23 protein-coding genes are annotated in these 23362 nt (G+C 33.7%); 20 read left to right on the top strand and 3 right to left on the bottom strand.

All coding sequences use genetic code 11. The features are described from left to right. The first annotated feature begins 212 nt into the window (after positions 1-212). From hcp to NEH75_RS08675, 7 genes are all read left to right on the top strand, one after another. The gene (hcp, locus tag NEH75_RS08705) at positions 213-1886 is read left to right on the top strand and encodes a hydroxylamine reductase (RefSeq protein WP_238581274.1); all 1674 of its coding nucleotides are present in this window, start codon (positions 213-215) and stop codon (positions 1884-1886) included. A gap of 347 nt (positions 1887-2233) precedes the next feature. Continuing rightward, positions 2234-3625, top strand: a complete 1392-nt coding sequence (locus NEH75_RS08700; protein ID WP_317452425.1) for an NADP-dependent glyceraldehyde-3-phosphate dehydrogenase — start codon at positions 2234-2236, stop codon at positions 3623-3625. A 19-nt stretch (positions 3626-3644) separates the two neighbouring features. Beyond that, complete coding sequence (locus tag NEH75_RS08695; RefSeq protein ID WP_055305283.1) at positions 3645-4400, top strand: FAD-binding oxidoreductase; 756 nt, start codon at positions 3645-3647, stop codon at positions 4398-4400. A gap of 23 nt (positions 4401-4423) precedes the next feature. Continuing rightward, positions 4424-4726, top strand: a complete 303-nt coding sequence (locus NEH75_RS08690) for a cupin domain-containing protein (RefSeq protein WP_055305282.1) — start codon at positions 4424-4426, stop codon at positions 4724-4726. Positions 4727-4761: 35 nt separating this feature from the next. Next, the gene (locus NEH75_RS08685) at positions 4762-4989 is read left to right on the top strand and encodes a DUF1858 domain-containing protein (RefSeq protein WP_055305281.1); all 228 of its coding nucleotides are present in this window, start codon (positions 4762-4764) and stop codon (positions 4987-4989) included. 13 nt (positions 4990-5002) lie between these two features. Further along, the gene (locus NEH75_RS08680; RefSeq protein ID WP_055305280.1) at positions 5003-6217 is read left to right on the top strand and encodes a DUF438 domain-containing protein; all 1215 of its coding nucleotides are present in this window, start codon (positions 5003-5005) and stop codon (positions 6215-6217) included. Between the two features lie 116 nt (positions 6218-6333). Further along, the gene (locus NEH75_RS08675; RefSeq protein ID WP_055305279.1) at positions 6334-6516 is read left to right on the top strand and encodes a hypothetical protein; all 183 of its coding nucleotides are present in this window, start codon (positions 6334-6336) and stop codon (positions 6514-6516) included. Between the two features lie 27 nt (positions 6517-6543). Here NEH75_RS08675 and NEH75_RS08670 read toward each other — a convergent pair whose 3' ends face one another. Next, positions 6544-6792, bottom strand: coding sequence for a TIGR03905 family TSCPD domain-containing protein (locus NEH75_RS08670; RefSeq protein WP_055305278.1), 249 nt, complete (start codon positions 6790-6792; stop codon positions 6544-6546). Between the two features lie 348 nt (positions 6793-7140). On the opposite strand from NEH75_RS08670, the gene lysS reads away from it, so the two are divergent. The 10 genes from lysS (at position 7141) to NEH75_RS08620 (ending at position 17051) form a co-directional block, all read left to right on the top strand. Continuing rightward, positions 7141-8628, top strand: a complete 1488-nt coding sequence (gene lysS, locus NEH75_RS08665; RefSeq protein ID WP_055305277.1) for a lysine--tRNA ligase — start codon at positions 7141-7143, stop codon at positions 8626-8628. Positions 8629-8867: 239 nt separating this feature from the next. Next, positions 8868-9239: a hypothetical protein gene (locus NEH75_RS08660; RefSeq protein WP_055305275.1), complete on the top strand. Its 372-nt coding sequence runs from the start codon at positions 8868-8870 to the stop codon at positions 9237-9239. A 132-nt stretch (positions 9240-9371) separates the two neighbouring features. Then, positions 9372-10673, top strand: a complete 1302-nt coding sequence (locus NEH75_RS08655; protein WP_055275499.1) for an alpha-amylase family glycosyl hydrolase — start codon at positions 9372-9374, stop codon at positions 10671-10673. Positions 10674-10797: 124 nt separating this feature from the next. Then, positions 10798-11334, top strand: coding sequence for an RNA 2',3'-cyclic phosphodiesterase (gene thpR / locus NEH75_RS08650; RefSeq protein ID WP_055243493.1), 537 nt, complete (start codon positions 10798-10800; stop codon positions 11332-11334). Positions 11335-11337: 3 nt separating this feature from the next. Further along, positions 11338-12051, top strand: a complete 714-nt coding sequence (locus NEH75_RS08645) for a CBS domain-containing protein (RefSeq protein ID WP_055305273.1) — start codon at positions 11338-11340, stop codon at positions 12049-12051. 82 nt (positions 12052-12133) lie between these two features. Continuing rightward, positions 12134-12367 carry an LUD domain-containing protein gene (locus tag NEH75_RS08640; RefSeq protein WP_237252772.1) on the top strand — a complete coding sequence of 78 codons (234 nt, stop codon included), beginning with the start codon at positions 12134-12136 and terminating at the stop codon, positions 12365-12367. A gap of 545 nt (positions 12368-12912) precedes the next feature. Continuing rightward, positions 12913-15150, top strand: a complete 2238-nt coding sequence (locus NEH75_RS08635) for an EAL domain-containing protein (protein WP_055305272.1) — start codon at positions 12913-12915, stop codon at positions 15148-15150. A gap of 96 nt (positions 15151-15246) precedes the next feature. Next, on the top strand, positions 15247-15576 hold the full coding sequence (locus tag NEH75_RS08630) for a hypothetical protein (RefSeq protein WP_055243496.1): 330 nt from the start codon (positions 15247-15249) through the stop codon (positions 15574-15576). A gap of 404 nt (positions 15577-15980) precedes the next feature. After that, positions 15981-16490, top strand: a complete 510-nt coding sequence (locus tag NEH75_RS08625; RefSeq protein WP_055305270.1) for an RNA polymerase sigma factor — start codon at positions 15981-15983, stop codon at positions 16488-16490. 3 nt (positions 16491-16493) lie between these two features. After that, entirely contained in the window at positions 16494-17051 is a 558-nt protein-coding gene (locus tag NEH75_RS08620) for a hypothetical protein (protein ID WP_055305268.1), read from the top strand. 39 nt (positions 17052-17090) lie between these two features. Here the strand turns inward: NEH75_RS08620 and hflX are convergent, their stop codons facing one another. Next, positions 17091-18356 carry a GTPase HflX gene (hflX, locus tag NEH75_RS08615; protein ID WP_055275505.1) on the bottom strand — a complete coding sequence of 422 codons (1266 nt, stop codon included), beginning with the start codon at positions 18354-18356 and terminating at the stop codon, positions 17091-17093. A gap of 232 nt (positions 18357-18588) precedes the next feature. Here hflX and radA point away from each other — a divergent pair, with 232 nt between their 5' ends. The 3 genes from radA to NEH75_RS08600 are packed head-to-tail and all read left to right on the top strand — an operon-like array spanning position 18589 to position 21878. Further along, positions 18589-19977 carry a DNA repair protein RadA gene (gene radA / locus NEH75_RS08610; protein ID WP_055305266.1) on the top strand — a complete coding sequence of 463 codons (1389 nt, stop codon included), beginning with the start codon at positions 18589-18591 and terminating at the stop codon, positions 19975-19977. A gap of 32 nt (positions 19978-20009) precedes the next feature. Continuing rightward, complete coding sequence (locus NEH75_RS08605; RefSeq protein ID WP_055305264.1) at positions 20010-20843, top strand: DUF4349 domain-containing protein; 834 nt, start codon at positions 20010-20012, stop codon at positions 20841-20843. Positions 20844-20858: 15 nt separating this feature from the next. Continuing rightward, positions 20859-21878, top strand: a complete 1020-nt coding sequence (locus NEH75_RS08600) for a DUF3221 domain-containing protein (RefSeq protein ID WP_055305262.1) — start codon at positions 20859-20861, stop codon at positions 21876-21878. 32 nt (positions 21879-21910) lie between these two features. Here the strand turns inward: NEH75_RS08600 and NEH75_RS08595 are convergent, their stop codons facing one another. Then, on the bottom strand, positions 21911-23131 hold the full coding sequence (locus NEH75_RS08595; RefSeq protein ID WP_055305260.1) for a cation:proton antiporter: 1221 nt from the start codon (positions 23129-23131) through the stop codon (positions 21911-21913). Positions 23132-23362 lie beyond the last annotated feature (231 nt).

Genomic DNA, 23362 nt, shown 5'->3' with positions numbered 1-23362 from the left:
TCATGATAAAAATGTAAAAAGTGTTGAATCCCAAGTCACATCAATGGGGTTTCTTTATTTCAATTTTAACGTGAAGTATTAAATATGATATTTTTTTAGTAGAAGAAGTGCTGTTCTCAATGCCTATAAAAGGGTTAACTCCTTAAGGATAGTTGAGACAAAGATAATCAATACTATGAACTGTAATTGTATATATTTAAGGAGGTTCTTGTGTGGAAAATAACATGGCAATGGAATACCCTATGTTTTGCTACCAATGTGAGCAAACAGCGGGTGGAAAAGGATGTACAAAATTAGGGGTATGTGGTAAGACACCAGAAGTAGCAGCTCTTCAAGATTTACTCATATTCCAAATAAAAGGAATCAGTTGTTATGCAAAAGAAATTATTGAGCAGGGTCAAAATGTTGATAAAGAAATTATCACATTTATTGAAAATTCCTTATTTACAACACTAACTAATGTCAACTTTGATGCTGATGTTCATGTTGAAATGTTAAAAGAATCCCAAAGAATAAAGGAACAGTTAAGAAAACAGGTAGGAAATATTAATAATGATACAGAGCATGCGACTTACAATTTAAGCGAGACAAGGTCAGAAATGCTTAAGGATGCCAAAAAAGCAGGAATTATGTATGATCAAAACCTTGATCCTGATATTCGTTCATTAAGACAAACAATAATATATGGATTAAAAGGGATCAGTGCTTATGGACACCAGGCAAGGGAACTCGGATATTATGATGATGAAGTTGATAACTTTTATGTGAGAGCACTGGAAGCAACGACTGATGATAGTTTATCGGTGGAAGAATTAATTCGATGGACGATGAGAACTGGCGATATGAGTGTTGCTGTTATGAAGAAGTTAGATGAAGCGAATACAACTGTCTATAAAAATCCATCACCTCATAAAGTAAATGTTCATCTTAAAAAGGGGCCATTTATCATCGTATCTGGGCACGACTTGAAAGACTTAGATATGTTATTAAAACAAACAGAAGGTAAAGGAATAAATATTTATACTCATGGAGAGATGATTCCTAGTCATGGATATCCAGAATTGAAAAAATATCCTCATTTAGTTGGAAACTTCGGTGGTGCGTGGCAAGATCAACAAAAAGAATTTGATAATATACCAGGTTGTATTTTAATGACAACAAACTGTTTAATGAGACCGAGGGATAACTATAAAGATAGAATCTTTACGACCAGTGTAGTAGGTTGGGATGGTGTCAAACATATTGGTAAGAATGAAAACGGAGAAAAGGATTTTAGTGAAATAATCAATAAAGCTTTAGAACTTGGAGGTTATGAAGAGGATCAAGAACCTTATGAAATCTTAGTTGGATTTGGACATCACGCTACCTTAAGTCATGCAGAAACGATTGTTAATGCAGTTAAGGAAGGAAAAATTCGACATTTCTTCTTAATTGGAGGATGTGATGGGGCAAGACCAGGTAGAAATTATTATACAGAATTTGCGAAAAAAGTACCGGATGACTGTGCCATCTTAACGCTAGCCTGTGGTAAATATAGATTTAATAAGTTGAAATTTGGGGAAGTAGCTGGACTTCCACGACTTCTAGATGTAGGTCAATGTAATGATGCTTATTCTGCCGTAAGAATTGCAACAGCTTTAGCCGATGCATTTGACACCGATGTTAATGCTTTACCCTTATCAATTATTCTCTCTTGGTATGAACAAAAGGCAGTAGCAGATTTACTAGCCTTATTATCATTAGGTATCAAGGGAATCTATTTAGGCCCAACATTACCTGCCTTTTTAAGTCCTAATGTACTACAATATTTAGTTGATACGTTTGATTTAAGACCTATCAGTACTCCAGATGAGGATTTAAAATCTTGCTTGCAACAAGGCATCTAATCATTGAAAAATATATTTATATCTTTAATAGTTAAAAGTTTTCTAATAAATACGAGTGAGACATCAAATCTTATCTTTTCAGTCTTGGTTAGTCGATAATATTTTAACAGGACAGAGACTTGATGCCTCTTTTTTTTATGTCATGAAACAAGGTGTTACTTATACTGTAATACCAAATAGTATAAAACTTATAATTATATACTTTTGTACTAAAGCAATAGAACTTCAGAATTTAGGAGAGTTAATTAAATTTTGATTTGAATCATATTTTTGAATTTTGATTTTGATTATAATACGGTTATCAGCAAAGTAGATTCAAATTTAAATTATAAAGAGAGATGATTAAAATGAATTCAAACAAAGTTATAAAGATAACATCACCTTTAAATAACGCAGTAATTGGTGAGGTTCCAGCTTTATCAAAAGCTGAAGTTGATGAAGTGATTAAGCAGACTAAACAAGTATCAAAGCAATGGGCACAAACTTCATTATATGAACGTGGTGAATATTTATATAAGGTAGCCCATTTATTGATTAAATATCATGACGAGTTAGTCAATTTATTGATGAAAGAGGTTGGGAAAGATCGAAAAAGTGCTAAATCAGAAGTTTTAAGAACGGCGGATTTAATTCGATATACGATTGAAACAGCTAAAAATATATATGGACAAGCAATTCCAGCTGATATTGTAGAAGGGGCTAAAAAAGGGAAATTTGCAATTACAAGTCGAGAGCCAATAGGGATTGTACTTGCTATTTCACCGTTTAATTATCCAATTAACTTAGCTATTTCGAAAATCGCACCAGCTTTAATGGGTGGAAATACGGTAGTATTTAAGCCAGCTACTCAAGGAAGTTTATGTGGAACATTCTTAAAGAGGCTGTTTAATGAAGCAGGATTACCAGATCATGTCGTAAGTATTGTAACGGGAAAAGGCAGTGAGATTGGCGATTATGTTGTGACACATCCTGATATTAATTTTATTAATTTTACAGGAAGTACAGCGATTGGTAAACATATTGCAAAACAAGTGGAGATGATTCCTTTACTAATGGAGTTAGGTGGAAAAGATGCTGCCATTGTATTAGAAGACGCTGATTTAGAATTAGCAGCTAGTCAAATTATTTCAGGAGCTTTTTCTTATTCAGGTCAACGTTGTACAGCTATTAAGCGTGTTCTAGTCTTAGAAGATGTCGCAGATGAATTGATTTCTAAAATGATGAATCATATTAAAAAATTAAAAATAGGAAATCCTTTAGATGAGGAGAATTTAGATGTTGTTCCTCTTATTGATAATAGTTCAGCTGATTTTGTATGGGGACTTATTGAGGATGCAAAAGAAAAAGGTGCAACGCTACTTTATGGTGGTAAACGTGATGCAAATCTTATTCAACCGACATTATTTGATTTTGTTACTCTAGATATGAGAATTGCTTGGGAAGAACCATTTGGTCCTGTACTACCTATTATTCGTGTTAAATCACTAGAAGAGGCAATTGAAGTTGCTAATGCTTCCGAATACGGATTACAAAGTTCAGTCTTTACCGTAAATCTGAATAAAGCATTTGAAGTAGCCAAAAAGCTTGAGGTTGGAACAGTTCAAGTTAATAACCGTACTGAGCGTGGTCCTGATCATTTACCATTCTTGGGTATTAAAAATTCAGGTGTTGGAGTCCAAGGAATCGCTTATTCGATTGAATCGATGACACATATTAAATCAACTGTTATTAATTTATAGGAGAATAGGAGCATACAAAATGAGTGTATGGAAAGGTTTTAAAGAATTTATTGTAAGTGATAAAGTAGCAGAAAATGAATATATTTATTCATTTTATTTAACTTCACCAGATGATGAGAAGTTACCAGATTATTTACCAGGACAGTTTATTGCTATTCGTGTGCAAAATGAAGATAGAACTTGGTCAAGACCAAGACAATATACGCTATCAAGTGTTTCGAATGGTAAATATTTTAAAATTAGTGTTAAAAGAGAGCCTGAAGGTGATGTAAGTAAAAAACTATGTGATACGGTTCATAAAGGAGATTTAGTAAAGATTTCAGCTCCAACAGGAAAGTTTGTTTTAAAAGATGATGGAAAGTCTGTTGTCTTAATAGGTGGCGGAATTGGAATTACCCCAATGCTGACAATGGCATATAAAGCTGTTGAGTCACATCCAGCTGTGCATTTAATCTATAGCTCACCAAATTCAAACTACCATGCGTTCGAAGAGGAAATTGAAAAATTAGCTAATAATCATGAAAATTTAAAGATTACAACCGTTTATACACGTCCGTTATTAGCAGATGAAGCACAAAGGAGATTTGATTTAAAGGGACGTTTATCAAAAGAATGGTTACAAGAAAATGTGAATCTTAATTCGGTGTTTTATTTCTGTGGACCTGTGGAATTTATGAGAAGTATATATCATTATTTAATTGAATTAGGGGTTACACCTGAAAATATTCATTATGAGTTATTTGCACCAGGACAAGATATTACTAAGTCAATTTAATTTAATCAGGAGGTATGTTTATTATGAGTCAACAAGAATCTAAAGTTAAAAATCTTAATGCGGTAAATTCAAAAGAATTATTAATTAATAATAGTCAGTTTAAAGTCGTGTGTTTCGCATTAGAAGCAGGTGATGAAATTCCTAAACATTCCCATGAAGCATCTGCATTTATTCAAGTTGTAAATGGTGTTGTTGAAATTAGTTTTGATAACGGAGATAACTATTTATTAAATCAAGGCGATATTTTACCCTTTGATGCGAAAATTAAACATCAAGTTATGGCTAAAGAAGAAAGTAAGATCATTGTTACGATTGTAAATAATTAAAACTAGATGAAGTATTTCAAGAATAGAGGGAAATGATGAACAAAATAATTGATTTAAATGAACCAGTTTATGAAATATATATGAAGTATCCAGAAATATTAGATATTTTATATCAATTAGGACTTCATGATATTGTAAAGCCAGGAATGATTAATACAGTTGGCAAAGTCATGACACTTCGTAAGGGCGCTACTATGAAAAGAATTGATTTTGAAGTAATTGAACAAACGTTATTAGATAAAGGTTATTTATTACATCGTTAAAAGGAGGCCTTATATGAGTGAATTTATCAATAATAGTGAAATGAGAAAACAAACAATTAAGAATATTATTAAGCAGTTACATGAGGGAAAAACTGTTGAAGAAGTTAAACAACAGTTTGAAGAAGCATTTGAGGATGTCTCAGCTTCAGAAATTACCACAGCAGAAGCTGCGTTAATTGCAGAGGGGGTTTCAGCTTCAGAAATTCAACGACTTTGTGATGTTCATGCATCTGTTTTTAAAGGAACAATTGAAGAAATTCACCAACATCCATCAAATGCTATTCTTATTCCTGGGCATCCATTAAATACTTTAATGAGAGAAAATTTAGCGATTAGTCGAATTATGAATCAAGAAATTAAACCTTATCTTAAAAATTTAGATGGTGAAGAAAGTTATAAATATTTATTAGAGGGAGTTAATCATCTTTCTCAAATAGAACTTCATTATCAGAAGAAGGAAAATTTATTTTTCCCGTATATGGAGAAATACGGTATTGTTGCTCCTCCACAAGTTATGTGGGGAGTTGATGATGAAATTCGTGCAGATATTAAAGAAATTAAAACGTTACTTGAGCAAGATTCTAAAGTAGACTCTGTTATAACTCAAAAAATAGAAGATGTTATGACTAGAGTGGAGGAAATGATTTTTAAAGAAGAAAATATTATGGCTCCAATGTTGTTAGATCATTTAACACAAGAGGAATGGAAAAAAATCGCAGATGAAAGCCATGAAATTGGATTTTTAATTAAGAAGGTATCTGAATGGAATCCTGTTATTCCTACTAAAGATGCTGTAGTAAAAGAAGAAGAAAACGTTCAAGAAGGACTAATTAAATTGCCATCTGGAATTTTTACTACTGAACAATTAACGTGTATGTTAAATACACTTCCTTTTGATATTACTTTTGTGGATAAAGATGATTTTGTAAAATATTTTTCAGAAGGAAAAGAAAGAACATTTATTCGTACTAGATCGATTATCGGAAGAAATGTATCAAACTGTCATCCACCAGCAAGTGTTCATATTGTAGAGAAAATTGTCAATGATTTTAAAACAGGTCGTAAAGATCAAGAAGATTTTTGGATTAAATTAGGTGATAAATTTGTTTTAATCCGCTATTATGCTGTTCGTAATGATAAGGGAGAATATTTAGGAGTATTAGAGGTGACACAGGATATTAAAGAAATTCAGCAAATTGTAGGAGAAAAGCGATTAGTATCTGAATAAACTTATCATGGATATCTAAATTTCTGAAATTTTTAGAATCAGTAAAGGGTTTCAAAAGCAATGTCTGAGTGATGCTGCTTTTTTATTGATATAATAAGGAAAAGGGGGATGTGAAGATGAGTTTTAAAAGGATGAAGGGGATTTTAGCGTTATTTTGGTTAGTTGCTTCTATTGTTATTGTTGTACTTGATATTAATGGGGTAATTAATTTAGCGCGAAATAATGTCCTGTTTTTTGGAGTTATTCTTTCTATGTTTGTTTCATTTCAAATGATTAATTACTTTGAGAAAAAGAAATAAAAATAAAACCAGTCCTAGAGACTGGTTTTATTTTTGTTGTAAATAGTTTTCTAAGGCTTGTGCAAGTTGATCTGGACATGATGTCTCTTTTGTACGGCATGGAATGCCTTTTAGCTTATTAATTGCTTCCTCCACTTCCATTCCTTTTACAAGGTGTGAGATTCCAATTAAATTTCCTGGACATCCCCCGATAAAGTTAACACTTTTGATTTTGTTATCTTCAACTTCAAATTGAATTTCTTTGGCACAGACGCCTGTTGTTTTGTATGTTTCCATTAAACAACCTCCTGAATTACCATTTTATTACAAGTATTATAGCAGCTCACCTACTCTAAAACAAGTTTGCTATTTTTGGTAAACGCTTCCTGTTTGGGGTTGTTTTTTTAGATATTTAGTTTTATAATGGAGGTTGAATAACCATGTGATATTCGATTATTGAGGGTGTCGATTTTTTGAGGTTAAGTGGTTATTTATTTGAGGAGTAGGTAGTGTCAGTATTTGACACTGCCTTTTTAATATGAACTGAATATTTTTTGCCTAAATAGACAATAATTAAGACAAAATGTGCTTTAACATGTTATAATGAAAAAATGAAAAAATAGTTATATAGATGGAGTGATTCAGATGTCGACAACTGAAATCAACGATCAATTACAAGTTAGACGTGACAAAATGGAAGATTTACGTCAAAACGGAATTGATCCATTTGGACAACGATTCGATCGTACTCATTTATCTTCAGAGTTAGTTGAAGAGTTTGGGGCGTTCTCTAAAGAAGAATTAGAAGAAAAAGAAATTGAAGTAGCAATCGCTGGACGTATCCGTACAAAACGCGGAAAAGGGAAAGCTGGTTTTGCTCATATCCAAGACGTTAAAGGTCAAGTTCAAATTTATGTACGCCAAGATGCAGTTGGTGAAGAAGCTTATAATTTCTTCACAAAAGCTGACTTAGGTGATATTGTTGGGGTACGCGGAGTTGTATTCAAAACTAAAGTTGGTGAGTTATCAATTAAAGTTAAAGAATATACACCATTAACAAAAGCGTTACGCCCATTACCAGAAAAATATCATGGATTAACTGACGTTGAAGAGCGTTACCGTCGTCGTTATGTTGATTTAATCATGAACGAAGAAAGTAAACAAACGTTCATTACACGTACTCGTGTAATTACTGCAATGCGCCGTTATTTAGATAATTTAGGATATTTAGAAGTTGAAACTCCAATTTTACATACCACATTAGGTGGAGCTGCAGCTCGTCCATTCGAAACTCACCATAATACATTAGATATGGATTTATATTTACGTATTGCAACTGAGTTACATTTAAAACGTTTATTAGTTGGTGGATTAGAAAAAGTTTATGAAATCGGACGTATCTTCCGTAATGAAGGGATTTCAGTTCGTCATAACCCTGAGTTCACTTCAATTGAGTTATATGAAGCTTACGGTGATATGGAAACAATGATGGATTTAACTGAAAATATGATTGCTCATATCGCACAAGAAGTTTTAGGAACAACGACTGTGCCTTACGGTGGACATGAAATCAACTTAGCAGTTGGATGGAAACGTTGGCACATGGTTGAAGCTATTAAAGAAATTACAGGTGTTGATTTCTTCAAAGAAATGACATTTGAAGAAGCTAAAGCCATCGCTAAAGAACATAATGTAGAAGTGCCTGCTCACTTCACAGGTGTTGGACATATCATCAACGAATTCTTCGAAACATTCGTTGAAGAAAAAATCGTTCAACCAACATTCATTTATGGACATCCAGTAGAAGTTTCTCCACTTGCGAAGAAAAATGCTCAAGATCCTCGTTTCACTGATCGTTTCGAGTTATTCATCGATGCTCGTGAGTACGCAAATGCCTTCACTGAGTTAAATGATCCAATCGATCAAAAAGAACGTTTCGAAGCTCAACTTGCTGAGAAAGCATTAGGAAACGATGAAGCATCTGAAATGGATATTGACTACATCGAAGCATTAGAATATGGTATGCCACCAGCAGGAGGACTTGGAATTGGTATCGACCGTTTAGTTATGTTATTAACTAACTCTCCAACAATCCGTGACGTATTATTATTCCCAACAATGCGTAAAAAATAATAAATGAGAATCCCGCTACACATAGCGGGATTTTTTATAGCATCAATTAATGAGAAAAGTATATTTTTACGTTAGCTTAAATAGTTAGATCTTTCTTTGTAAATAATGTTTTACTTATCCACAATTTTATATTTTATAACAATTAGTTAACGGGTTACCTTTTTTGGTAGCCCTTTTATTTTGGAAGACGTTATGATATGATGGAATAAAGTTTATTGATTTTATGGGGGATGAGATTTATGTTAGGATTAGTGATTTTTCCAATGTTATTTTTTATGATTGGTTTTTTATTTAAGGTATTTCGTCCATATTATAAGCCTGCGGAGTTTGTTTTCGTTAATATGATGACTGCGATGATTGCTTTAGTGGTGGCAAATGGTGCAACTTTATTTATGACGATTCCTTTTTTTGTACAAATGGCACTTTTACATGTGGGAATTTATTTAGCATTTGCATTTGTTGGATTATTGACGCAAAATATTTATGGATGGTTTAATAATCGATTTCCAATCGCTGGTGGAATAGGTCGTGGGATTACGATGGTGGCATTAATTTGTGTGATGATGACAGCTTGTTTTTCAATTCAATATATCTTAACGTTAATTTATTAGAAACTCAGGACTTTTCCTGAGTTTTTTTATATTTTATGAGTTATTCTTCATAAAGAAGTCGAATGTTTTTTTACATGAAGGACTTTCGAGAGAATAAATTAGAAGTAGTTAATGATAGGAGGGATATAGAAGATGGCAAAGGATACAAATTTATCTTTACGTCAGTCGGTGATTTATCAAGTATATAATCGTAATCATAATGAAAGTGGAACGTTTCGTGAACTGATTGGAGATTTAGAGCGAATTAAGCAATTAGGAGTAGATATTTTATATTTGTTACCGATTCATCCGATTGGCAAGAAAGATAAGAAAGGTGAGTTAGGTTGTCCGTATTCGATTCAAAACTACCGTGAGGTTAATCCTGAGTATGGAACACTTGAAGATTTCAAGGCGTTAATTGAAGCAACGCATAAACAAGGAATGAAATTAATGATTGATGTCGTTTATAATCATACGTCTCGAGATTCTTATTTATTAAACCAGCATCCTGAATGGTTCTATCTTAATAAGGACGGGCAATTCGCAAACCGTGTGGGTGATTGGTCTGATATTACCGATTTGGATTATTCTAAGGATGTCGCGTTATGGGATGAATTAATTGAGACTTTAAAATACTGGGCAGCACTGGGTGTAGATGGATATCGATGTGATGTGGCATCGTTTGTACCAGTAGAGTTTTGGCTAAGAGCTAGACGTGAGGTTGCAGAGATTAATCCCGACTTCATTTGGCTAGCAGAAAGTGTCGATGGTGGATTTATTAATTATATTCGTTCGCAAGGTTTTGAGGTGCATAGTGATTGTGAGATGTATCAGGCGTTTGATATTTGTTATGATTATGATGTGTTTGCTTTCTATAAGGATTATTTACTTGGACGTGCCCCATTAGGGGAATATATTAAGCGCGTGCAAATGCAGGAGGTTATTTATCCGGGGAATTATGTGAAGTTGCGTTGCTTAGAGAATCATGATCAGGCACGGATCGCTTCGCTAGTTAAATCGGTAGAGCAATTAAAAATGTGGACCGCATTTGTGTATCTACAAAAAGGGGCCACGATGATTTATGCGGGACAAGAGGCACTTTGTACGCATACTCCAAGTTTGTTTGATATCGATAAGGTGGATTGGTTACGTTATAATGAAGCAGGAATGGCTGATTTAATGTGTCAGTTAGCTTCTTTAAAAAAAGATGATATTATGCGTGATGGATTTTATACGATTGAATTAGGGGAAGTCTTAGATACGGTTCGATTAATGTATCATACAAAGGTGAAAAAACGAATTGCAATTTTTAATTTTGGTTTAAAGTCAGGAGAGGTTTCTGTTGATACAGTGGATGGTGAATATAAAAATTTACTAACCAATGAAGTTATTCGAGTGAAAGCTGGGAAAGTTATGCTAACAGCAGAACCTATTGTTTTTGAAGCGAATCAATAAAGTCTACTTTTTATAAGTAGATTTTTTTAATTTTGTAAAGAAAGTGTAGATTGGTGCAAAAATGACAAATAGTTTTAGTTGATTTAGTGTATCCTAATAAAAAACAAGATAATTAGGTGAAGTTATGAAACGATTGTTTATTGGTATTAGTTTTTCCACGGAGCTAAAAGATTATTTTAAACATGCTCAGTTAATGGTGGAGAAATATTGTGAAGTAGCAAAGTATACGAGTTATGATAATTTTCATCTGACGCTCAAGTTTCTAGGGATGATGGAGGAGGCGAGTGTCAATCAGTTGATCGAAATCATCAATTCAATTGATGTTGAGAAAATAATCTTGATGCTTGATCATATTGGCTTCTTTAAAAAGAAAAATCGTTACGTTATTTATATGGGAACGCATCCGAATGAAGCGTTGACGAAAGTGGCAATGGATTTGCATGATGCTTTAGTTGAAGCCCGTTTAGTGACTCAAGAGGAGTTTATTTATACGCCTCATGTGACACTTTGTCGAAATGCAAAGTTGTTAGTTCCATCAGTTGATTTATCTCGAGGGATTGATATTCAAAAGGAAATGATGCTTGATAATATTACATTATATGAAAGTACGAATATTAACGGAGTGCTAACTTATCAACCGTTGTATATTCGGGAGGTGTAAAAAATGGTAGAACAAGAAGGATATCTAGTATTCATTGAATCATTTAATCATATACATAAATATCTGAAGAAATATACGGACTCAGATGACAATGTGTCGTTTAGCGATTTACTTTATAAGGCAAAGGCGCATCCCATGATTCATCTTTATTTAGATGAGTTACATTTATTCCGTAAGTTACGAAATATTATTGTGCATCAAACCGATGACTTTGAGAAATTGATTGCAACACCAAGTGATGAAGTGGTCGAACGAATTAAATTTATTGAACAACAATTAGTGGACCCATCGACAGTAGGTGTATTTAAAGCGGAAGTGATAAAATTTAATGCTACTGATTCTATTGAAGATGTTTTAAAACTTTCTGGAGAAAAGGAAATTTTGAAACTTCCTATTTACGAGAATAATAAGTTTATAGGGTTAGTTACTTCAAGAGCGATTGCGAAATGGTTACAAAAACATATTCAAAATAATACAATTGAGCTTTCAGGGACAGTAAAAGATTTATTAGACTTTGAAAAAAAATCACAGTATGAATTTATCGCTTCATCGATGACGGTTTATGAGGCTTGGCATCTCTTTCAAGCGTCACCTAAAAAATTAGATGCGTTATTGTTAACTGAAAGTGGCCGTCAAGAGGACGTGATAGAAGCTGTTATTACATATGACGATCTTTTGAAGTATATTTATACGCACGATCAATATGTTTTTAATTAAAGACTTTTAAAATTTTGAGTTGCTATTCTAGCACTTAGTGAATATGTTAGGAGTAATAGTGTCCATTGAGGGGGAGTGTAAGATGAGGGAGTATGTGAAGACGGTCATCAATAAAAAAGTAGAACGTACAGTGGAAGCCTTGAAACGCCATGGATTTAATGCGACATTTGCCAATTCTAAGGAAGACGCATTTTCCCTTGTTACATCATTAGTTCAGAAGGGAAAGCTAATCGGAGTTGGTGGTTCAATGACGTTCAAAGAAGTTAGGTTATTAGATGAATTTCAAAAGGATGACTATCGTTTCATTCAAACATAGGTGGAAGGGTTGACACAGAGTGAGTGTCATTAATTATACCGAGAATATTTTTGCGGATGTTTATTTGATTACTGAACATGGGGATTTATATAATTTAGATGGTTGTAACAATCGAATAGCATTATTGTTATAGGGGGCTAATCTGGTTATGATTGTAGCGGTAATTAATAAGATTGTTCGTGATTTAGATGAGCTGATTAAGTGAAATGGGGAAGTTGTAGCTCCTGCTAATACACTTCGTCTAAATAAAAAATGCCTTGCACAAAGACGTTAAAATGTTGTGATTGTAAGAGTCCAGATTGTATTTATTGCAATTATGTTGTTATGTGGCCACAAGCTGATCAAGAATAAATTAATATTATTTTAGTAAATGATGAGCTAGGTTTTTAAGATAAAAGAGTTGTATTTAGGACAGTGATGTACTTTTATATGGACTATCAATGATTCGTCTTAATCTCACAATTTATCCTATGTATTTTTTTATGACGAGTTAGTATAATTATTGTTATGTGAAAACGGTTAACAAATATAGAGGGGGGCTATAGATGGCCGAGAAAGTAACAAGAGATGCGTTACTAAGTTTTTTTATTGATTCATGTTATCTGTTAGAAAACTACAGAAAAGTCGAGGGAATATTATATGAGCAGATAGAAAAGGATGAGTTAGAATTAGAGAATATACTAAATGATTATCGGGAAAATCAAAGTTTTGAATGGTTAATTCCGATGTTGATTTTTGCTTCACGTTATTATTCTCAACAGAAAGCCAATAATGTGGCACTTAAGTATCTAATTGAATGTGAGTGTATTTTAGAAAATTTAGAAACTGATAATCTCTTAAAAGGTTACATTTTTGCTGAGTTAGGCTATATTTATGAAACGAAAGGTGTATTTAAAGAGGCAGACTTTTATTATATGTCGGCAGCTTCTTTTGGTAGTGATAAAAAGATTCCTTTATTAACGACGTATGCTTTGGAACGGTTAATTTATATTATTCTAGTTTCATGTCACCGTAAAAGCATCGAGAGGTTTCAAACATTTACTGCTGATTATCAAAATCAGGATATTTCAGATTATTTAAAATATCAAATTGAATTATTAAGGTTATATCTATCTGAAAATTATGAGGAGATTATTTTAAATATAGAACCAGTGGATGAAACTCAAGAGAATACCTTGTTAATGAAAAAGGCAATATGCGCTCATTCGTTATTTCAATTAAATCGTAGTGATGAGATTGAGTGGGATTTGAACCTTCTAGAGTTGGTGGCCTCTCAACAATCTGATGTTTATTGCTTAATTTATCATTTAACTTATCATCTCGTTCATGATAATGATGAGCAATTATATGATTATATTACAAAACTGTCCAATAATTTAAAGGGTAAACAACAAAATGGTTGGTTGAGATTTGTTTATCAATTTTTATCTCAATCTTGTGAAGGTAAACTAAATGAAGTAGAGGGGAGTGAATTTCAAGATAGTTTAAATAAGCTAACTCAACAAGTTTCTTATCAAGAACAAAGATTAAAACATCGAATGCAAGGGATATATCATAACTATCGACAATATTATAACGGGATTCATTTAATTCGAAATAAACGAAAATATAAAGTAGTTAGTTGGAAGCAACTTCCTATTTCTTATCGATACGAGTATACGTCTAAAACTGTCGTTGGTTATTTTAAATTAGATCATTGTTTCTATAGTGACTTCAACACATCCCTTTTGAAACAAGTGATTGAAATGATTGATGAGTTTATTGGAGAAAGTATTACTTTTTCAGTAGAGAAAGAAGGATTATGGTTTTATTTTAAAGCGTGTTGTAGTGAAATCAAACTTAAGAGAAAGCTCAATCGCTTAGTCGAACGATGGTATGAAAAGCTTGGGCAGTCTTATTTTGTTACTTTTTGTTTACCCCAATCAACGACAGATTCATTTGAAGAAACTATTGAACGCGTTAAATCTAGTTTTTATGGAATGATTTTAAAATCAAGGTCTAAACTCTCATATGAAGTTAACTTTTGTCAGGAAAAATTCACACGGTATAATTTTTCAGTTAAAATTCATCAATTATTAGAGAAGGCTAATCACATAGGTGAATTTACGTTAAATTATAGTCCTCTATATTATCGAGATGGACATCAGTTATTTGGTATTGAGTGCCACAATATTTTAGATGATTATAGTATTTTAAATCAATTACCTGTCGAAGAGCGTGAAGAGGCATCACCTTTTTTAAATATTGAAAAAGAGATTTATTTATTTAAATTAGGTTGTGATTATTTAAAGGATTACGATGAAAAAAATTCAGTTAAATTATCACTATTTATTAAGTTTTCCCGTCAAACACTCTTAAATAAATGTTTGTGTTCTCGTATTTTAACTCATTTAAAAGAAGATGGCATTGATCCAAATCAAGTGATTATTAGTGTGAATGAGGATATCTTATTTGAACAAAATGTTTTAATTCAAAAGGCAATTAAACGATTACGTGAATTTGGCGTTAATATTGCATTAGATGAATATGGTGCTGGTGCTTTAACAGGGTCTATTCGTAATTTAAGTATTGATTATTTAAGAATTAGTTCATGTTTTATTCAATATCTTAAGTCTTCGAAAAATTGTTTAAGTATGATGAATTCGTTAATTAATGTTTGTATGAGTAAAGATGTAAAGATTTGTTGTTCAGAAATTGAAAATGAATCTAGTCTTCATTTGATTAGGGATTTTGGAATTGATGTTGTGAGTGGAAGCTATTATCAAAGAAAATTAGTTGTTTAATTAAATGAAATGCGTCATAATAGAGATTATAAAACGAGTAGGCGATAATTCAATACGCACGAAATGTTAATCTTTAGTATGAAGAGGTGACACGAGATGAAGCAGGATATGAATATGGACTTAGGAATTGAGTCATTTTTAGAACCAGACTCTGATTTTATTGAAGAACTATGTGAACATTTAGAAGGGGAAGGCATTCATTTAACGAGTGAATTATTAGTTCAAATTCTTTCAAAATATGAGGATCATAAGTTTAGTTTTTTCAAAGAATTAATTGAACAATTAGTTGGGGCTGATAATATGGCCTTACCAACTGATGGGGGACCAGCTGTCATTCAAGTGGTTATGGATGGGAAACGTGATCGAAAACAAAAAGATAAAGATAAGGATCACTTAGTTGATGTAGATTCTACATTGTTATCATAATTTTAACTATATATAAACAGAAATAAAATCTACATTTATCACGACACACTAAATGTTTGATAGTTATGCCGTAAAAGGCAGACTATAGTCCAGCTAAAAGTTTTTTACGATGTAAAAAACTTATCTGGACTTATATAGATAAGAAGCAGTGATTTTTTGTACTGTTAACATTTGACCGTTTTTATTACTAGCCTGTTTTCAAGGTCGATTAAGACGTTTATTTAAAGTTTTTATCCATTTCTATCTAAATTAAGCGACTCTTGGGAGTCGCTTTTAAAATGAGTAAAAGTAGTAAAAACGACAAAAAAATATTTTTTTTGTCGTTTTTTTAGTTATAATTTATTCAGTCATATGGGAATGAAATCATAGGATGAAACGTCTAATATATGAAAGAGGTGAAATGAGTGAGTTTAAGCACCCATGAACCAGTGGAACGACTTATTGAAACATACGGGCAAGAAGTTTATAAAATTGCATATTTCTATATGAAAAATACGCAATTAGCAGAAGATGTTTTTCAAGAAGTCTTTTATAAGGTCATGAAAAATTATGATAAATTTCAACATCAAAGCAGTGAAAAAACATGGCTCATTCGAATTACAATCAATACGTGTAAAGATATGTTGAGAACGAGTTGGATTAAGCGAGTCACCACCTTTGGAGTTTATCAAGATTCGAAGAATGATTACGAAAAACCTTTTGATATAGCGCAACAAGAGACGAATCGAGAGTTATATGAATTAATTCAAAAACTACCATCAAAATATAAAGAAGTTATTTTATTGTTTTATTATAAAGAGTTATCATATGAAGAGATTTCTGAAATATTAAAAATTTCTGAAGGAACAGTACGTAGTCGTTTATCTCGAGCACGTCAAAAATTAAAAAAAATGATGAATGAAAGTGAGGTGTGAGGTATGGATGATCAGAAGATTAAATCAGCGATGAAGTTACAACTCGATTCACTTGAAATGGATAAACAACTAAAAGAAAAGACGTTGCGTTATATTATGAATGAGAAACCAATGCTAACGTCTCGATTAAGCTGGAGATGGATGAATAGTGGATTAGGATTCGTTGCTGTTTGTTTGATGGCATTTATTTTAATTCCAAAAGTGGAATCAACCAATCATTCATTAACCCTTATTTCTACCTTAAATGATGACTTGAGTGTCAATACTCGTCAGGTAGAAACTCCACTTGACACACTAAAAATGGTTATGGATCAACTAAATCTAACTTATAGGATTGGAACCCCACATATTGAAACATCTTATACCGTAACACCAATCATCGTGGATGATGTTAAAGGTTACTATGTTGAATTATCCACAACTGTGGATAACTTTGATGTGTGTTCTCAAACTTCATTGCAAGTCATTCGATTAGGTGAAAAAAGTTTATTCTTGTATGCTGATATGCAGGATGAACTGGTTGAATCATTAATAGCAAATTACACCATTCTTTGTAGATAGGGTTATCCACAAATCCACAAGAGCAAAAAAACCACTCAACTAGTTGAGTGGTTTTACTTTATATTCAGCTAAGCGATGTGCATCATGCTCAGAACATTCAACGGTAATTAACGTTCCATTTTCTAAATACTCTGTGTCAAAAACATTCGCATGTTCATTTAGGTAAGAAACGAGATTTCCGCGATCGTAAGGAATTAAAAAGCTAGCTTTTACATAGTGTTGGAAAATGTGTGATTTAATACAATCGATTAAGGTATCAATATTCGTTAAGTTTTTAGCTGAAATACGAACGGCCTCTTTTGTACTAGGTGTGAATTCATCTTCAACAAGATCAGCCTTATTGTAGACATACACCATTGGAGTTTCTTTAACTCCTAATTCATCAAGCACTTTATTCGTGATTTCAATCTGAGTTTGAAACTCTGGATGTGATAAGTCTACCACGTGAAGTAATAAGTCAGCTTCTGTTACCTCTTCTAGTGTTGAACGGAATGCTTTGACTAACTGGTGAGGCAGTTTACTAACAAATCCAACCGTATCTGTTAATAAAAATTGTTTATTATCTGGTAGTTGAATGTGTCGAGTTGATGTTTCAAGTGTTGCGAACAGCATGTTTTTCTCGAAAACTGATTTTTCTGATTGAGCATTTGAAACAGTCAGTAAAGCATTCATTGTTGTTGACTTACCGGCATTCGTATATCCAACTAAAGCAACGACAGGCGTTGAGTTGCGTTTACGAAGTTTACGTTGATTTTGACGGGCAAGAACGAGAGAGTCTAATTCTTTGTTTAGTTTATGAACTTGTTCTTCAATACGACGACGATCAAGTTCTAATTTCTTTTCCCCTGGCCCTTTCGATCCGATTCCACCGGCTTGTCGCGATAAGGAAGCATTAAGTCCAATTAAACGAGGCATCATATATTTAAGTTGGGCCACTTCAACTTGAAGTTGTGCTTCACGCGTTTTAGCACGGCTTGCGAAGATATCTAAAATTAAAATCGTACGATCGATGACTTTACATTGTAGTCCATGCTCAAGGTTACGAATTTGCGATGGGGATAATTCATCATTAAAGATGACAAGATTAGCATCATTTTGTTCAACAAGTAAAGCAACCTCGTCAACTTTTCCTGTTCCAATATAGCAAGCTGGGTTCACACGTTCAAGTTTTTGCGTTAGAACGCCAACGACTTGAACGGAGCATGCTTCAGCTAGATTTTTTAATTCTTCCACGCTATAGTCGAAATTTTTATCATTATTTAAATCGACTCCAACTAAGATGGCGCGTTGAATGATTTCTTCCATTTCATCACCTCAGGTCATATTTTCAAAAACTACTATAAGTTTACTAGAAAAAAGGTAAAATAGAAATATTATCGTAAATTTAAGTGAGTTTACTAGTCCTCATATAGTTTGATATCGCTCTATTATATTGTATGCGTTTGGATGAAAAAGATTTATCTCTTGCTAGGATATCTGATTGAGTTATGTGATAATTAAAGATAGAAATTAATATAGTTTATAAGGAGGGCATTTTATGGCGAAAGCAAGAACAAAAACATCATTTTTCTGTCAGCAATGTGGGACAGAAAGTTTAAAATGGGTCGGAAGATGTCCAGGTTGTGGCGAATGGAATACGATGGTGGAGGAATTAAAGCCTACAAAGGCAGAACAGCGTCGTGGCTTTGTAGCAAGTGAAAGTATGGTAAAACCTCAACGTCTACAAGAGATTGAAACAAAAGAGGAAGCACGTATTCAGACATCAATGAGTGAGCTTAATCGTGTTCTTGGTGGTGGAATTGTTCGTGGATCACTTGTTCTGTGTGGGGGTGAGCCTGGGATTGGGAAATCAACGCTACTTTTACAAACGGCACAAGATTTAGCGCATAAAAATGTTCAAGTATTATATGTTTCAGGAGAAGAATCCGCTCGTCAAATTAAACTTCGTGCTGAGCGTTTAGGAGTAAGTAGCGAGCACTTATATATTTACGCAGAAACAGATTTAACTTTAATTGAACGTCAAATTCAACAGTTAAAACCAGAGTTTGTCATTATCGACTCGATTCAGACGATTCATATGCCAGAGGTAACATCGGCACCTGGGAGTGTCTCGCAAGTTCGTGAATGTACGGCCCAATTGATGAAAATTGCTAAAATTGGTGGAATTTCAGTCTTTATTGTCGGACATGTGACGAAAGATGGAAATATCGCTGGGCCACGTTTACTCGAGCATATGGTGGATACTGTCTTATATTTTGAAGGAGATCGTCATCATACGTATCGTATTTTACGAGCGGTTAAAAACCGATTCGGTTCAACGAATGAGATTGGAATCTTTGATATGAAAGAAGAGGGGCTTGATGAAGTGACGAATGCCTCAGAGGTCTTCTTAGAAGATCGCACGAAAGGATTACCAGGAACGGCGATTATGGCATCAATTGAAGGAACACGTCCAATCTTAGTTGAGATTCAATCATTATTAACGCCGACTTCATTTGGTAATCCAAAACGAATGGCATCTGGAGTGGATCATAATCGTGTATCTTTGATTTTAGCTGTGCTTGAAAAACGTATGGGATTCTTCTTACAAAATCAAGATACATATGTAAAAGTAACTGGTGGTGTAAAGTTAGATGAACCGGCTGTCGATTTAGCGATTGTGGCAAGTATTGTTTCAAGTTATAAAGATAAGATGACGCCAAGTGGCGATGTATATATGGGAGAGGTTGGATTAACGGGTGAAATTCGACGTGTGTCTCGTATTGAAGAGCGTGTGAAAGAAGCGAAGAAACTTGGGTTTACACGTGCAGTTATTCCAAAGAAAAATATTGGTGGATGGACAGCTCCAAAAGGAATTGAGATTGTTGGGGTTGATACAATTTCGGATGCACTTAAAGCAATGTTCAAAGATGATTTGAAATTCTAGTCGTAGTCAGCTCATTTAAGGGGGCGACGGATTTGGGAATATGGAAATTTTTTAAGCGTGTCTTTGGGTTGATGATAATAGCAATTTCTGTGCTGATTTTTGTTAGTTTAATTCCATTATTATTTAAGGAAAGAATAGAAAGTGAGGAAAGCGATGAGGTAATCCCATCGCTTTCGTTGTCATTAATAAATGATGAATCGTCTCGTACGTATTTTAATATTTTAATTGAAATGAATGTTTCAAAGATTAGTGAGAGTTTATCACAGTTAAATGTTTGGGTGCAACAGGCATCAGGAACGGTGGTGTCTTCTCATTTAGTCGCCATCGATGAAACGCTTAAGAGCTATACGGGGGCATGTGTCTTAGAAATGGAATCAACAGAGGTGGAATCATTTTTACAGCAGGTTCAGCTCATAGGACAATTTACTCAGATGGAGACATATACTAATGGTGAAGTCTTAGTAACGGAAGATATAGACAGTTGGTTGTCAAATTTAAGTATGCAGCAATCAAAATATCAGACACTCCTTTTGGAGGCAGAGACCGTTAGCGACATTATCAAACTGGAAGAAGAATTAGCACGAGTTCAAGTAGAGATGGATAAATGGTCTGCCTTGAAAGCTCAAGATGAAGTTGCGAGAAATAAGGTGACGATAGTCTTTGAACTGAAAGAGGGAGAAATCTATGATGATTCAAGATGGGGAGTTATGATTCAAAATGAGCTTTCGGTTCAATTAAATCGAATTATTCAAGTGACACGATGGCTAGTAGTTAAATTACTTGGGCTAGTTCCGTATGGCGTCATTTTATTCGTGTTGATCCTTATCATGCGATGTTTATTTAAGGGGCGTAAACGAAAACCATGAAAGAGGTGGTAAAGAGTGAAGAAATGGTTGGTTAGTGGGTGTGTACTACTCATCATCTTATTTGGATGTTTACAAATCTGGCAAGGTAAACATTCTATGACGATAGAGGGATTGGTTCTTCAAGTTGACCCAAATTCGGTATTATTATCTCAAAAAAAGGAGATTAGCTCAGAAGACTTAGTAAAGACGTATGAGGAATGGATGGATGGGGACTATGATGTCATTTTTGTTTCAAATGTCGAAGGTGTTGAAGTTGGAATGATATTACGTGTGATTATTGAAGAGACGATGACAACAAGTTATCCAGCCCAGACCCAAGCTAAATCATATGAGATTTTAAATCAGCTTCAAATTCCGACAGATGAATCTGATGAGATGATCATGGCTCCAGAAAATTCGTATAATCAAGAGTTACTTGATATTTTTCCTAAAATGGTCGATATGTATCAATTATTTAATGGATATGCGGAATATGGCCACTTTCAAACACTGAAAACAGCTCAAGAATGTGGTTCTGTCTTTCAGATCATATTTGATGGGATGATGACGGATGGATATGGAGAAAGCGAATCTCGAGTATTCCAATTAACTTATGAAATTACCAATCAAGCCGTTATTGAACACATTTATAATGAAGATCCGTATAATCAGCTAAAAGATGAAAGACTATTAAATTCGATTATACCTAATAAAGTTTTATTAAAATTACCGCTTGAAGTCGGAAATAGTTGGACAGAAAAATTCAGTTATCAGGAGAAAGAGTATACAGCAATGACAGAGATTGTTCGGATTGACACGAATGAAGATGGAAAATTAACGTATGAAACATTGACAACCGTAGCAGGTATAGAGGGAGATTATAATGGATGTTATAAAGAAACTCGAGTATTTACTACCGGTAGCGGGATGACCTCGTTTAGTAGTTTCTTTGCATTTGAATCAACAGGCACGGATGATGAAGATTTCGAGCAGGCAGAAGATTTATATCTTTTTGGTTATTCATTATCGGCTGAAAATATTATTATTGAAGAATAAAAAAACGACCAAGTGACCTTGGTCGTTTTTGATTAAGCAATCGTCTGTTCAAAAGCTGGTTCGTTGTTAATGACACTAGATTTTTTAGAAAAGACTATTTTAAGTAGGACGGGAGTAATAACTGTTGTCACAACAACCATAATTACGATTGGTCCAAAGAAGACAGTTCCCATTAATCCAAAGGCTGAACCTTTACTAGCCACGATGAGGGCAACTTCTCCCCTTGAAACCATTCCTGTTCCAATTTGAATGGCTTCTTTAGTAGTATAGCGACACAGCTTAGCACCAAGTCCACAACCTAATATTTTTGTTAAGATAGCCATGATAACTAAAGCAACTGAGAAGGCGACTAAAGCCGGTGTCATTTCTGGAATAACAACTTTAATTCCGATACTTGCGAAGAAGATAGGTGATAATAACATATAAGCCGTCGTTTCAAAACGATTCATGATGTAATGTTTACGAGGTGTGTTTGATAAAACTAACCCTGCCATGAATGCTCCAGTAATATCAGCTACTCCGAAGAAATGTTCAGCACAGAATGATAATAATAAACAGAAGACGAATGATAAAACAACGAATCGTCTGAGATCCATATTATATCGGTTCATGCTGTGTTCCATTGCTCTAGAGAATAAGAATCCGGCAAATCCACCCACAATAAAGAATAATACGATTTTAATCAATACAAGTCCGATACTCACATCTGTACTTGTTGAACTTGTTACGACAGTTAAGGCGATGACTCCTAAAATATCATCGATGATGGCGGCACCTAAAATTGCATTACCAGCACGAGTATTTAATTTTCCGAGTTCTTTTAATGTTTCAACCGTAATACTCACCGATGTCGCAGTAAGAATAATTCCGATAAAGATATTTTGTAATAGCGGTGCAGCAGTTGCATCTGAGATTCCGCCTTTATTAAATATTGAAGCAAGAGCGAATCCACCAGCTAGGGGAATAATCATCCCTAGGATAGCAATCACAATCGAAGCTTTTCCTGTCTTTTTCAATTCTTTAATATCTGTTTCGAGCCCTGCCGTAAACATTAAAACAATCACGCCTAGTTCAGCAACTTGGAGAATAAAGTCTGTTTCATGTAAAATGTTTAAACAAGCCGGGCCGAGTAATAATCCTGCCAACAAGGCACCTACAACCTGTGGTAATTGAATTTTTTTAGTTAGTAATCCGAGTAGCTTTGTACTCATTAAAATTAAAGCAATGTCAAATAGAAATTCGTAAGACAACATCGTTTCTACTCCCTCCTAGTTTTTTCACATTGACAAATTATACTCTTATATACAATAATTTACAATTAAAAAGACAAATTAAAAGCGGTTTTATTTTGAAAATTTTACCGTTATTCAATATAATTAATTTGTAACTATTCAGCCTAGTAGAAAAGAGTATCACAAAAAGGAGTGCTCATTTAGTGAAGTACTCCTTGTGAATGTTATGAAAATTGAATCGTATTTCCCATT

The sequence above is a fragment of the Turicibacter sp. T129 genome (genome assembly GCF_025594975.1).
GTDB lineage: Bacteria > Bacillota_I > Bacilli_A > MOL361 > Turicibacteraceae > Turicibacter > Turicibacter bilis.
This window is presented reverse-complemented; position numbering and strand designations above follow the sequence as displayed.